Below are 13,088 nucleotides of genomic sequence, written 5' to 3'. Positions count from 1 at the left end.
TTCAGTTGGAGCACGGGGTATTCCTGTTAAGAAAACTACACCTGAAGATAAGAATCACTTTATAAAATAGAGGTGGATGATGATAATGGAAATGCCACAAGTAAAACTAAATAATTTTGAAGGGCCCTTTGATTTATTACTACATTTAATTAAAAAGAATGAAATGGATATTTATAATGTAGAAATATATAAAATAACCAATCAATATTTAAAACATCTAGATGATATGAAGGTTATGGACCTTGAAATAACTTCAGAATTTATAGTAGTTGCTGCAACTTTAATTGAAATAAAGTCTAAGAAGCTTTTACCTGTAGTTAAAGTAGATGAAGAAAATGAAGAAGATATAGAAAAGCGTCTTATGGAAAGACTTATTGAGTATAGAAAAATAAAGGGTGCTGCAATATTTTTAAGAGATAGGTTTATAAAATCAGGTGACATTTATACAAAGAAACCTGAGATAATTGAAGATACAAGAAGTGACAATAAAGATGAAGATATTCTTAAGAATACAACTCTATTAGACTTATATAATCTTTATAATAGCTTAATAGAAAATTTTCTTATGAAGCAAAATAAAGCTAATGTAATTCAAAGAAAGATATATGTTGATAAATATAAGATAGAAGATAAGATGAATGAGCTAGCTGAGAGAGTAGAGAATGAATCAATAATAAAGTTTAAAGAAATAATTGATAATAGTGAATGTAAGCTAGAAGCAGTTGTAACTTTCTTAGCACTTTTAGAGCTTATAAAGATAAGAATTGTAAAAGTATATCAGGATGAAAACTTTGATGATATTTTAATTGAAAGGAGAAGGGGAAATGAGTAAATTAGAATTTGGACAATATGAGTTTGAAGAGTTATCTGAGAAACCAAGGATAAAGTCTGTAATTGAATCCTTACTTTTTGTAAGTGGAGAACCTCTTTCAATAAAAGATATAACTAATGCTTTAGAATCTAATATTAAGATAGTAAAAGAAGTATTAGATGAGATGGTTTTAGAATATAATAATGAAAAAAGAGGCATAAAGCTTATTTCTATAAATGGTGAATATCAATTAGTTACTAAGGCTGAAAATGGAGATTATATTCAAAAATTACTAAAGAAGAACAAAAGACAATCATTATCACAAGCTTCTTTAGAAAGCTTAGCAATAATTGCTTATAAGCAACCTATAACAAGAGTTGATATAGATGAAATAAGAGGAGTTAAGTCTGAAAGTGCTATGCAAAGACTTATAGAAAAAGACTTAATTAAAGAAGTTGGACGATTAGAAGTTCCAGGAAGACCAATATTATTTGGTACTACAGAAGAATTCTTAAGACAATTTGGATTAAGAGAATTAAATGAATTGCCTTCATTAGATATTTATAATGAAGACAATTCAATAATTGAAGAAATGAGTAGTATCGTTGAAAGAAAGGACGATAAGTAAATAGAGTGTGAAAAATAGTATAAACTATTGATGTATGTTACTAGAAGAGGAATCACAGTCATCTAAATCAGTATTTGAAGATGAGGTGCTTCCTTTTTTCTTATCATCATTAAAAAATCCCTTTATCATATCAATAACTTGAGGAACAGAATCTACAATTCTATCATATGTATTATTCTGATCTACAGGAAGTAATCTTACAGCATCGTTCCTAAGAACTAAAAAAGCAACTGGCTTTACTGTAATTCCAGCTCCTGATCCACCACCAAAAGGATGTTTAGTTACTTCTTCAAGTGGAGCCTTACATTCGTGACCAAATTCGCTTCCACCAGAAACAAATCCAAAAGTTAATTTTGAAATTGGAATTATATAGCTGCCATCTTTAGTTTCTACTGGATCTCCAATTACAGTATTAACATCTATCATATCCTTTAGATTTTCCATAGTACTTTTCATTAAATTTTCAATAGGATGTTGGTTTGTCATAGTTTTCTCCCTAGCTTAGGGAGTCACCTCCTTATATTCTAAAGATTTATAAAATAAGAATAATATATATATAATATTAGCAATATTAAAATAAAATATACCAGTTATACCAAAAGATAAAAGTTTCTTATTAAATTCTGGAGTTATATTTAATCTCAAACTATTTACTTCAAAAACTATGGATAAAATATAATATAGGAATCCAGGAACAATATTTAAAATTCCGTATAGAAGAGCGCAGAGTGCAGCATCTTCGATTCCATAATCTAAGTAACCCTTAATTTTAATTAAAGGTTTGAATTTATTATTTCTTAGATACTTATAGAGTCTTATAATAGCTATTTTTTTTTTCTTTTTCTTTAAATTTACTTTCTTTTTTTTAGGAGGATGTTCTTCTTTGTAAGAGTATTTTTTATCCTTCCTATTACTTTTATTTTCAATTATTTTTTTTAGAAACTTAATTTGAATTCCATCCTTTGAAGTGTAAATAAGTTTATTGAAAAATTTAAAGAAAAAGATATTATCAATAAATTTAACTTCTATTTTTATTGGTATTGGAAAAATAATTAACAATATTATAAGTGATAAAATAAATAGAAATATCATATAAAATCCTTTCTTTAAATCATAAAGTAAGCTTTTAGTTTTAAAAGCAAAAAAAATGTTTAAAAAATTTTTTTTGGAACAAACTACTCATAGATGGTTATATTAGAGGGTGATATTATGAAAATAAACAAAAAATTATCAATAGTCTTTTTAGTAGTATTATTGACAATAAATTTAAATGTTAATACAGCTAATGCATTTATTGAAGATGATATAGATTCTGATTTTGAAACATTAGATATAGTGGAAGATGTAAGTGATATTTCATTAGAAGATATAAATCCTAACAAACCTTTAAGGGTATCTGCGAGAAATGCTATAGCATTAGATGCAAAAACTAAAGAAGTCTTATGGGATCAAAATGGATATGAAATAGTTCCTATGGCAAGTACAACAAAGATATTAACTTGCTTAATAGCAATAAATTACGGAAACTTAGAGAGAAAAGTAACCATCAGTAAAAATGCAGCATCTATTAGGGGTTCAACAGTAGGATTTAGACCAGGAGAAGAAGTTACAATGAGGGAGCTATTATTTGGATTAATGTTTAGATCAGGTAATGATGCAGCCATAGCAATTGCTGAGGATATAGGAGGATCTATTGAAGGTTTTTCTAATATAATGAATGATTTTGCTAAATCCCTTGGAATATTAGATTCACACTTTGAATCACCTCATGGACTTGATAGTGCAAAACATTATTCTTCAGCCTATGATTTAGCTATATTAACATCAAAAGCTATGGAGTATCCTGAGTTTAGAGAATGTGTTGGTGAAAAAACTATAAGCAAGGATAAATATAATTTTACAAGAGATTATAGTAATATAAATAAGATTTTACATAGGATACCTGATGCTAATGGAGTTAAAACAGGATATACTGGTGGAGCAGGAAAGTGTTTAGTGTCATCAGTAAATCATAATGGTAGAAATATTATTATTGTAGTTTTAAATTCTGTTGATAGATGGAATGTAACAGAAAATATATATAAGTATGTAACTTCAAATAATGAATTTATTACAAAAAGCAATAAAGAAATTCTAAAAGAAGAAAAATTAGCAGGCCTTGGAGATATAATAGAGGAAGAAGATGTGACCTATGGATACAAAGAGACGGATGTAGCAAAGGTTGAAGTATTTAACAACAATTATATAAACCAAGGGGATATCTTAGGGAAGATATCTATATATGATAAGAAGTATGAAAAATTTAAATCTCCATTAATAAGTAATATAAATTTAAGCAAAGAAGAGTTAGATAAAATTATAATGGGAAACTAGAACAATATGAAAGTAATAATTGATTTAAAAACTTCCTATAAAGTTGAAGTTATCAGCTTTATAGGAAGTTTTAATGTTATTTTCAGAAATAGTTGAGCTATAATTTAAATGGGATATATAAATGTATAATAAATGCATATTATTATATATTAAAGGAAGAGAAAAACATACTATTTATATACAGATGCATATTATTTAGAAAGGTACTTTATTTTGAAGATATGAATTACCATATATAAAGCAAATCTGTAGGAATTAAATTACTTTTATGTTAAAATTATAAAAAATAAGGACCTTGAAAGAGCGAGAGTTTTAAATAGATAGTTTATATAAGGAGGAAATACAATGAAAATTAAAATAAAAGGAATGGGAATATATTTGCCTAAGCAGGTAGTAACAGGCGAAGAAATAGATAAAATCATTGGTAAAAAAATAGGTTGGACAAGCAACTATGTTGGTGTAAAGGAGAGAAGATATGCAAATAATGAAGAAACTGTATCAATAATGGGAAAGAATGCTATTTTAGAAGCCTTAAAGGATGCCTCTATGTCATTAGAAGATATAGATGTAATTTGTTATGCAGGAGCTTCTGTTGAACAAATTATACCATCAACAGCTTGTTTAATTCAAAGACATCTTGGATTAGGTGATAGTGGTATATCTTGCTTTGATATTAACTCAACATGTTTAAGTTTTCTTTCAGCACTTGATAATTTAAGCTATGTTATTGAGTCTGGTCGGTATAAAAATGTTGTTATTGTTACTAGTGAAAAGGCATCAGCAGCAATTAATACTAAGGAGCCAGAATCATTTGCACTTTTTGGTGATGGAGCAGTTGCAATGATTATAGGGAAAGCCTCTGAAAATGAGGGGGCAAGAATTATTAATGCAATGCATAGAACATATGGTGATGGAGCAGACCTTTGTTCAATCCCTGCAGGGGGAAGTAAAATCCCACCTAATGTTAGTTCTGTAACAAGAGAGAGTGAAGATCAGTTTAAATTCCATATGAATGGTAAAAAACTATTAAAGCTATCTTTTCAAAAAATACCTAAATTTTTAGAAGATCTATTAGAAAAATCTAATTTAACCCTAAAAGATATTGACATGGTATGTCCACACCAAGCATCAACTAGTGCTATGAGGTTAATTAGAAAGAAATTAAATATTCCTGAGGAAAAGTTTATGGTTATTATTGAAAAAATGGGTAATATGATTGCGGCATCTATCCCTATGGCTTTTTATATAGCTGTTAAAGAGGGAAAAGTTAAAAGAGGAAATAAAGTATTACTTATGGGTACATCAGCTGGACTTTCAATTGGTGGTGTAATTTTAGAATACTAACTAATTAATTGAGGTATAATATGAATATTTTAATTCTCGGGGGAAGGGCTCCTGTAGCTTTACATCTAGCTAGAATTTTATCTATGCATAATGTTTTTATAGCAGATAGTGTTATTTTAGCAAAAAATAGTAGAGCTATAAAAGAAAGCTTTAAAATAGTAAGTAAGCCTAATAAGGATATAGAAGCTTATTTAAAGGAAATTAACAATATTATTAGAAAAAATAAAATTGATTTAGTAATACCCACATGTGAAGAAACAATTTATATTTCAATGATAAGGAATAGATTAGAATGTAATGTTTTAGTAGATGACTTTAAAAAGATACTAACTCTTCATAATAAGTTTGAATTTATTAATCTATGTGAAGAGTTAGGGCTTAAAACACCAAAAACAGAACTTTATAGAAAAGATTCTAGTATAGAAATTAATAATAAAAGTATTATTAAACCTGTATTTTCAAGGTTTGGAACCTTTGTAAAAGTAATCAATAATATTAATGAAGTAGTTATTAATGAAGATAACAAATATATAATTCAGGAATTTATTAAAGGTCAGCAATATTGCACTTACTCCTTAGTTAAAGATGGAGAAATATTGCTACATGTAAATTATAAAACAAAGCATGCTATTGGAATGGGAACAAGTATCTATTATGAATATTTTGAGAGTAGTGGGCTAAAAGAAATAGTCTCTAAAATAGTAAAAGAACTAAATTTTTCAGGGCAAATTGCATTTGATTTTATAAAGTTAGGTGATAACTTTTATCTTATAGAATGTAATCCTAGATCTACTAGTGGACTTACATTAACACCTTATGATACTGATATTGTAGAAGCTTTTATAAATGGAGAAAAAATTGAAATTGATAGTTTTACTATAACTTCAATGAAAGTGAATATGTTTTTAATTGGAATGTTTAAGGGAAAGTTTTTAAATAAAGAATACAGAAATGATTATAAAAAATCTAGGGACATTGTCTATGAAAATAAAGATAAAAGGCCCTTTTTAAATCAGTTTTGGTTAGTAATATATTTCTTTACATTAAGTCTAGTTTATAGAAGAAGTATTACAGGTATAACAACATTTGATATTGAGTATAACGGAGATGAGGTTTAGAGTGGTAAAGATTTTTGATGAAAGTAATCTAGATGAATATAGAGAGAATCATAAAGATAAATTTGTTTATGAATATGCATACCCATTTCTCTCATATGGTAGTGAAAATTTGATATCGAATCTTAAAACTAATGTTAAGGTATTGCAATTATCAAATGGAAGAGAAGTAATTATAACTATAAACAAAAAGGAATATTCCAATACTTATACAGTATCACCTTTTAGTCATTTTATAACTTATTGTTATGATGAATTATATTGTTTAAATAATAAGATTTTGGAGTTTGTATTAAGGCCTATAATATATCTGATTGGACTACTTTTTAAGACAGGTGAAATTAATAATATAGCTATTGTAAATAGCTTAATGCTATCAACAAATTTAATTAACAATTTATCTTTTAAGGAGTTAAAGGAAATAAAAGAATATTTAATTAAAAACTACCCTAAAAGTACCATAGTATTTAGAAGTTTAAATAATTATTTTTATTCTAATATCTCTGCTTCTTTAGAAAAATTAGATTTTAAGAAACTGCCTAGTAGACAAATATATTTATTGAAAAAAAGTGATACTTTAAATAAAAGTGCTAGAAAAAAGATAAATCAAGATTACAAATTAATCTCGAAAAATAATTTGGATATTATAGATATAAAAGAAACTATTTACTCAGCTGAAATTGTGAAACTATACAATATGCTTTATATTGATAAATATTCAAAATCAAATCCAATGATTAATAAGACTTTTGTAGAAGTTCTAATAAATAATGATAAGTTTATTTTTAAAGGTTTAATTAATAAAGATATGGAGCTCATGGGTGTTATAGGGTGCTTTGTTGTGAATAACACTTTAACTACTCCAATTCTAGGATATGATACATCTAAAGAAATAGACCTGTATAGAATGTTAACTTCTATGATTAATAAACTGGGAGAAGAGTTAAGTTGTAATATCCATAGAAGCTCAGGAGTTGGAAAATTTAAAAAGCTTAGAAGAAGCAAAAAGGATATAGAATATATTTATTATTATAATGAGCATCTTGCTTTTTATAGGAAGATGCCATATAAATTATTATCTATTTTAAATAGTAAAAGGATAATAAAATTCATTATGGAGAGGGATTTCTAAGGAGAGAATATGAAGGTTTTAGTAACTGGAGCTACTGGTTTTTTAGGATACCATGTAGTTAAACGATTTTTAAAGGAAGGTTATATTGTAACTGCTATAGGACGAAAAAATGAAGAGAAGTTAAATGGACTAGGTGCTGAATTTAAAAGGATAGATATTACAGAATCTTTAGAGGAACTAGATAAGGATTATGATGTTATTATTCATTCTGCAGCCTTATCTAAACCAAGTGGAAGATATGAAGATTTTTATAAGGCTAATGTAACTGGAACTAAAAACATTATAGATTTTGCTAAAGAAAATAGAAATTTAAAAAGATTTATTCATATATCAACACCAAGTATTTACACAGGTTCTCAGGAAAGAATAAATATTAGTGAAAGCACTCCTATAACAAAGAAGTTTTTAAATCATTATGCAAAAACTAAGTATTTAGGAGAAAAGGAAGTTGAATTAAGCAGCTTGCCTTATATAATACTTCGTCCAAGGGCCATTTTTGGTGAATATGATACATCTATTGTACCTAGTTTAGTTAATGCAGCTAAAAAAGGTTTTTTACCTATGATAAACAATGGAAGATGCTTAGTTGATGTAACTTATGTAGAAAATGTAGTACAATCTATTCATTTAGCTGTAAATTCTAAGGATGAGTATATTGGTGAATGTTACAATGTCAATAATGATGAAGCTTTAGAGTTAAGAGAAGTTTTAAAAATGTTATTTGAAGTTTTAAAGATTAGTCCTAAATATATTAAATTACCATATAGGATTATGTTTGAAGCTGGAAGAGTAATAGAATGGGTTTCAGAAAAGTTAAATGTGGATTCTACAATAAATAGATATACAGTTACAGTACTATCTAAAAGTCAAACTTTAGATATAAGTAAAATAAAGGAACAGTTAAATTATAAGCCACTATTCACAATTAAAGAGGGATTAAATAAATATGCTGCATGGTATTTAAAGGAGGAGAAATGATTGAAGATTAGATTTATTAATTGTGGATATTGTAGCAATATTGAAAGGTTAGTTAGAAAAAAGGGTAAAATTAAACAAATCAGATTTCCTGCATTAACTGTCTATATAGAACACCCAAAGGGGAATATTTTATTTGATACAGGTTACTCTAATCATTTTTATGAATGTGTTAAAAAGTTTCCATATAATATATATGGGTTATTAACTCCTTGTACAGTTAAAGAGGAAGAGTATGCTGTAAATGTCTTAAAGGATAAAAAGATAGATTTTATTATACTATCTCACTTTCATGCTGATCATATTTCAGGCCTTAGGGATTTTCCAAGTGTGCCTATTATTTGTTCTAAAAAAGAGTATTTTCACTTAAAAGATAAAAAGAACTTTAATGCATTAAAGGAAGGATTTATACCAAAGCTTTTACCCGATGATTTTGATAATAGGGCAAAGTATATTGAAGATTTAAATTTAATAGAAAATCCAATTAAGAACTCTGTCTTTAATAAGGTATATGATTTCTTTGAGGACGGCAAGTTACTTATAGTTGAATTACCAGGACATAGTAAAAATACATTAGGTCTAATTATTAATGATGAAAAGAAATACTTCCTAATTTCAGATGCAGCTTGGGTTAAGGAGAATTACTTATATGGAGATTATCCAAGTAAAATAACTAGACTTGTTATGGATGATTATAAAGAGTTCATTAATACATTAAAAAAATCCGAAAATTTTCAAAGGAAACAAATAATGAATTTAAAGTAGTAGCAACCCATGAGATGAGGTGATTGAATGGAATATGCATTGATTACAGGTGCTACAAAAGGGATAGGTAAGGCCTTTGCTAAAAAACTAGCATCAGAAAATAAAAACTTGATTTTAGTTGCTAGAAGTGAGGATTTATTAAAAGAACTAAAGGAAAGTTTAGAACTTAAGTTTAATGTTGATATTGTAATTTTTAGAATAGATTTAAGTAAGTTAGATGAAGTTAATAGTTTAATTAAAGAATTAGATGATTATGAAATAGATATGCTTATAAATAATGCTGGCTTTGGTGGATATAAAGCTTTTGCTGACCATGATTTACCTTTTAATAGGGATATGGAAGTTACTCATAATACAAGTGTAATTATGTTAACTCATAATATATTGAATAAATTTAAGATGAAAAATAAGGGAATAGTACTTACTGTAAGTTCAATAGTTGGCTTTGGAGCTTTTCCAAACCTAGGAATTTATTGTGCTACAAAAGCTTTTTTAAATATATTTATGGAAACTATTTATTTAGAAAATCTAGGTAGTAATATTAATATAAAGTGTCTTTGTCCAGGCTTTGTAAGTAGTAGTTTTTATGACGGTATAGATATAGATAAAAGTTTACTTAAAAATAAAGGCGTTTTAAGATGGATGACTCCAGATGAAGTAGTTGGCTATACTATTAAGAATATTAATAAGAATAAAGTGATTTTAATACCAGGGATCCTTAATAAATTTTTATATGTATTGTTAACTAGGATGCCTAAAAAGCTTTATTATAAAATAGCAAATAAAAATTGGGAGTATTTAAAATAGTGTTATATGAAAGAAAAATTAAAATTATTTAGATATTATTTAGATAGAAAATATAACTATAAATTTAAAAGTAGAGATGCACTAGAGAAGTTCCAAAAAGATAAGTTTAATGAACATATTAAATATGTAATAGAGAAGTCTGTATTTTATAGAGAATATTATAAAGGATATAATATAAACAATTTAAGTAGTTTACCTTGTATAGATAAAAAGATTATGATGGAAAACTTTGATTCATTAAATACAGTAGGATTAAATAAGGATGAATGCTTTGAGGTAGCATTTAAAGCAGAGAATAGTCGTGATTTTTCACCTATGATAAATGGTAACATTATTGGTTTATCATCAGGAACAAGTGGTAATAGAGGGTTATTTATAATTTCAGAAGAAGATAAAAGTAAGTGGACAGGAACTATTTTAGCTAAAGCCCTAAAGGAAAGTATATTAAGAAAACAAAAAGTAGCCTTCTTTTTAAGAGCTAACAGTAATTTATATGAATCAGTAAAAAGCAATCATATTAAGTTTGAATTCTTTGATTTATTATTACCACTTCAGGAACATGTAAAGAGGTTAAATGAATATAAGCCAACGTTCTTAGTAGCTCCACCATCAATGCTAATATTATTAGCAAAAGAAATTGAAGGATATAAATTAAAGATTTCACCTAAAATCATATATTCTGTAGCTGAAATATTAGAAGACAAGGACAAGGAATACTTAGAGAAGGTATTTAATAAAAAGATTCATCAAATATACCAAGCAACAGAAGGTTTCTTAGGAATTACTTGTGAGTATGGAAACCTTCATTTAAATGAAGATTTTGTAATATTTGAAAGAGAATATATAGATGAAAAGAGGTTTTATCCTATAATTACAGATTTTGAAAGAAAGACTCAACCGATCATCAGGTACAAGCTTAATGATATTTTAATAGAGAAAAAGGAAAAATGTCCTTGTGGATCTGTTAATACTTGTATTGAAAAAGTTGAAGGTAGAAGTGATGATATCTTTAAATTTATAAATAAGAAGGAAGAGGAAGTTACTATTTTTCCTGATTTTATAAGACGAGCTATAATTAGTAGTAGTGAAGAAATTATAAGTTATCAAGCTCTACAAGAAAGCTTAACAGATGTTGAAATTTACATTGAAATAGATGAAAAAGTAGATATGGAATTAATTCAGGAAAATATAAGACTTAGTTTAGATTTATTATTTGAAAAATACCATATTGAAAAGATAAATATTACTTTTAGAGATACTTTAGTTTTTCTTCAAGGTAATAAACTTAGAAGAATAAGTAGTAAGGTACTATATATAGAGGAAAAGCTAGATATGCAGAATGTGTTTCAATAGAGGAAGTTTTAAGTAGGATGAAACAAAATGAACTATAAAAATATGGAAAATATGGTATAATATAAAATAGAACTATGAGAAGTATAATTTATATGATTTTGGAGGTATCGATTTGAAAACTCTATCTTATTTAAGTATGATTATGGGACTATTTTTATTTGGAATTGAATATACATATCTTTTTGATGATTTGTTAGGATATTTAATAACAACTTTAGGGGTATTACTAATATTCTTTGGAATTTTCATTAATAAAAAAATACGAGACTTTCTAGTTAATATAGTTATTAATTTCTTATAGAAAATATAAGATCAAATATAGTTGAACAATTATATTTTTGAGTAAATGATACAAAAGAAATAACACTAATAGTAGCAAAGAGGGAAATATTATGAAAATTGCTATATGGGGATTTGTAAATATTGTCATATTTCTTTCTTTTTTTGGTTTAGGTATTTATGTTTTAATCCTTTTAATTAAGGTTTTAAAAATTTATATTAATAAAAATTCTTGCGTATTTCTTATAAAGATAATAAATAAATAATTAAATATTAATGGGATGTCTTATAAAGGCATCCCATTAATATCTAGTCTTATTATATAGTATATAGCTAATTTTGAAATTAAATCTTAATAATATTTATATTTACAAGTATTTATAAATTTGTATGGATTATGGTATAATTTATAAAGAAGTCATGTTTGGGAAACAATAAAATAGTTAAAGTGTATACTATAATTGTAGTAATATTTAATGTTTAATTATTATAATATAAGATATGAATAAGTGGAATTGAGGAAATAAGGTATGAGTAAGATTGCAAAAAGTATTATTTGTATTGTTAGTGTAAGTTCATTATTTTTAGTTGGATGTAGCAATGTTTTCAATGATATCAAAGAACAAAGTAATAATGACGATAAGACAATTACATCTTTAGAAAACAGAGGTGAGAATGAAACTGATACAAATAAAGGGGAAGATGCAATTGAATCACAGGAAAATGATTCAACAAATGATAATGAAAAAAAAACTGCTAAAGAAAGTTATTTAGATAAATTAAATGAATTAGAAGCTAATTTAAATACATCATTAAAAGAAAAATATGACAGTGGTATAACATTAGAAATGATAGAGGCAGCTTCTGAAGAATATGAGAAGTGGGACAAAATGTTAAATAAAGTTTACTTAAAATTAGCAGAGCAATTATCAGAAACTGAAATGAATAACTTAACTGAAGATGAACTTAATTGGATTAAGACTAGAGATGAAAAAAGTGAGGCCGCTGACGATAAATTTGAGGGTGGATCAATAGCTCCATTTTTAAGGATTGATAGTTTAGCTAAAAGTACTAAAGAAAGATGCTATGAATTAGTTAATAATTATATGAAGTAATTTATGTATCACTTATGATTGAAAATGAAAATAAAAAAGAAAGTAATTATAACTTGGCAATATTTATGGGATTAGGTCTTACATTTGGTATAGTATTTGACAAATTAGCATTAGGATTAGCTCTTGGTGTGGCTATTGGTTTATTATTTCAGGGTAAAAAAATTAAATTTAAGTAGTTTTATGTTATAAGGAAAAGTGTCACAGTGAAACTTGTTGAATAAATATTGATTTAACTCATATCAATATTTATTATTTATATATAAAAGCTTATTAATAGGGTTATGTGTAATTTTTCTAGACACAAAGCTCTAAAAATATAATTCAACTATTAATAACTAATTTTTATTTATTAATATACCCTAAAACAATCATAAAAATGGCATCTGGAATT

General features: G+C 26.4%; 15 protein-coding genes. 13 read left to right on the top strand and 2 right to left on the bottom strand.

Annotation, left to right across the window (positions count from 1 at the left end):
• Window positions 1–85: 85 nt before the first annotated feature.
• Together E5347_RS05740 and scpB are read left to right on the top strand one after the other, a co-directional pair.
• Window positions 86–832 (top strand): segregation/condensation protein A, encoded by a 747-nt coding sequence (locus E5347_RS05740; RefSeq protein WP_136005414.1) that lies wholly within the window; start codon window positions 86–88, stop codon window positions 830–832.
• Window positions 825–1,439 carry an SMC-Scp complex subunit ScpB gene (gene scpB / locus E5347_RS05735; RefSeq protein ID WP_136005412.1) on the top strand — a complete coding sequence of 205 codons (615 nt, stop codon included), beginning with the start codon at window positions 825–827 and terminating at the stop codon, window positions 1,437–1,439. The genes E5347_RS05740 and scpB overlap by 8 nt, the downstream gene beginning before the upstream one ends.
• 24 nt (window positions 1,440–1,463) lie before the next feature.
• Here scpB and ytfJ read toward each other — a convergent pair whose 3' ends face one another.
• Both ytfJ and E5347_RS05725 read right to left on the bottom strand, forming a co-directional pair.
• Entirely contained in the window at window positions 1,464–1,925 is a 462-nt protein-coding gene (gene ytfJ / locus E5347_RS05730; protein WP_136005411.1) for a GerW family sporulation protein, read from the bottom strand.
• Window positions 1,926–1,940: 15 nt separating this feature from the next.
• A complete protein-coding gene (locus E5347_RS05725; protein WP_136005410.1) occupies window positions 1,941–2,531 on the bottom strand; it encodes a DUF2953 domain-containing protein in 591 nt (196 codons plus the stop codon).
• Window positions 2,532–2,771: 240 nt separating this feature from the next.
• Here E5347_RS05725 and E5347_RS05720 point away from each other — a divergent pair, with 240 nt between their 5' ends.
• The 11 genes from E5347_RS05720 to E5347_RS16830 all read left to right on the top strand — a co-directional run bounded on the left by E5347_RS05720 (window position 2,772) and on the right by E5347_RS16830 (window position 12,873).
• Window positions 2,772–3,812 carry a D-alanyl-D-alanine carboxypeptidase family protein gene (locus tag E5347_RS05720; RefSeq protein ID WP_425350432.1) on the top strand — a complete coding sequence of 347 codons (1,041 nt, stop codon included), beginning with the start codon at window positions 2,772–2,774 and terminating at the stop codon, window positions 3,810–3,812.
• 345 nt (window positions 3,813–4,157) lie between these two features.
• Complete coding sequence (locus tag E5347_RS05715) at window positions 4,158–5,156, top strand: beta-ketoacyl-ACP synthase III (protein WP_136005406.1); 999 nt, start codon at window positions 4,158–4,160, stop codon at window positions 5,154–5,156.
• A 20-nt stretch (window positions 5,157–5,176) separates the two neighbouring features.
• Window positions 5,177–6,274, top strand: a complete 1,098-nt coding sequence (locus E5347_RS05710) for an ATP-grasp domain-containing protein (RefSeq protein ID WP_136005405.1) — start codon at window positions 5,177–5,179, stop codon at window positions 6,272–6,274.
• Window position 6,275: 1 nt separating this feature from the next.
• On the top strand, window positions 6,276–7,403 hold the full coding sequence (locus E5347_RS05705) for a hypothetical protein (RefSeq protein WP_136005403.1): 1,128 nt from the start codon (window positions 6,276–6,278) through the stop codon (window positions 7,401–7,403).
• Window positions 7,404–7,412: 9 nt separating this feature from the next.
• On the top strand, window positions 7,413–8,381 hold the full coding sequence (locus E5347_RS05700) for an NAD-dependent epimerase/dehydratase family protein (RefSeq protein WP_136005402.1): 969 nt from the start codon (window positions 7,413–7,415) through the stop codon (window positions 8,379–8,381).
• Window positions 8,382–9,143: an MBL fold metallo-hydrolase gene (locus tag E5347_RS05695; RefSeq protein WP_136005400.1), complete on the top strand. Its 762-nt coding sequence runs from the start codon at window positions 8,382–8,384 to the stop codon at window positions 9,141–9,143. It abuts the gene before it with no gap.
• A gap of 27 nt (window positions 9,144–9,170) precedes the next feature.
• On the top strand, window positions 9,171–9,950 hold the full coding sequence (locus E5347_RS05690) for an SDR family NAD(P)-dependent oxidoreductase (protein ID WP_136005398.1): 780 nt from the start codon (window positions 9,171–9,173) through the stop codon (window positions 9,948–9,950).
• Window positions 9,951–9,956: 6 nt separating this feature from the next.
• Window positions 9,957–11,303: a F390 synthetase-related protein gene (locus E5347_RS05685; protein ID WP_136005395.1), complete on the top strand. Its 1,347-nt coding sequence runs from the start codon at window positions 9,957–9,959 to the stop codon at window positions 11,301–11,303.
• Window positions 11,304–11,415: 112 nt separating this feature from the next.
• Entirely contained in the window at window positions 11,416–11,604 is a 189-nt protein-coding gene (locus tag E5347_RS05680) for a hypothetical protein (protein WP_136005394.1), read from the top strand.
• A gap of 508 nt (window positions 11,605–12,112) precedes the next feature.
• Window positions 12,113–12,697: a lysozyme inhibitor LprI family protein gene (locus E5347_RS05675; RefSeq protein ID WP_136005393.1), complete on the top strand. Its 585-nt coding sequence runs from the start codon at window positions 12,113–12,115 to the stop codon at window positions 12,695–12,697.
• 14 nt (window positions 12,698–12,711) lie between these two features.
• On the top strand, window positions 12,712–12,873 hold the full coding sequence (locus E5347_RS16830; RefSeq protein ID WP_168354913.1) for a hypothetical protein: 162 nt from the start codon (window positions 12,712–12,714) through the stop codon (window positions 12,871–12,873).
• Window positions 12,874–13,088 lie beyond the last annotated feature (215 nt).

This window comes from Clostridium sartagoforme (genome assembly GCF_004794105.1).
GTDB lineage: Bacteria > Bacillota > Clostridia > Clostridiales > Clostridiaceae > Clostridium > Clostridium sartagoforme_B.
This window is presented reverse-complemented; position numbering and strand designations above follow the sequence as displayed.

Bases quoted from the DNA above. Each gene is read 5' to 3' on its own strand.
- E5347_RS05740 (WP_136005414.1), top strand. From the start codon at position 86: ATGGAAATGCCACAAGTAAAACTAAATAATTTTGAAGGGCCCTTTGAT.
- scpB (WP_136005412.1), top strand. From the start codon at position 825: ATGAGTAAATTAGAATTTGGACAATATGAGTTTGAAGAGTTATCTGAG.
- ytfJ (WP_136005411.1), bottom strand. From the start codon at position 1,925: ATGACAAACCAACATCCTATTGAAAATTTAATGAAAAGTACTATGGAA.
- E5347_RS05725 (WP_136005410.1), bottom strand. From the start codon at position 2,531: ATGATATTTCTATTTATTTTATCACTTATAATATTGTTAATTATTTTT.
- E5347_RS05715 (WP_136005406.1), top strand. From the start codon at position 4,158: ATGAAAATTAAAATAAAAGGAATGGGAATATATTTGCCTAAGCAGGTA.
- E5347_RS05710 (WP_136005405.1), top strand. From the start codon at position 5,177: ATGAATATTTTAATTCTCGGGGGAAGGGCTCCTGTAGCTTTACATCTA.
- E5347_RS05700 (WP_136005402.1), top strand. From the start codon at position 7,413: ATGAAGGTTTTAGTAACTGGAGCTACTGGTTTTTTAGGATACCATGTA.
- E5347_RS05690 (WP_136005398.1), top strand. From the start codon at position 9,171: ATGGAATATGCATTGATTACAGGTGCTACAAAAGGGATAGGTAAGGCC.
- E5347_RS05685 (WP_136005395.1), top strand. From the start codon at position 9,957: ATGAAAGAAAAATTAAAATTATTTAGATATTATTTAGATAGAAAATAT.
- E5347_RS05675 (WP_136005393.1), top strand. From the start codon at position 12,113: ATGAGTAAGATTGCAAAAAGTATTATTTGTATTGTTAGTGTAAGTTCA.
- E5347_RS16830 (WP_168354913.1), top strand. From the start codon at position 12,712: ATGATTGAAAATGAAAATAAAAAAGAAAGTAATTATAACTTGGCAATA.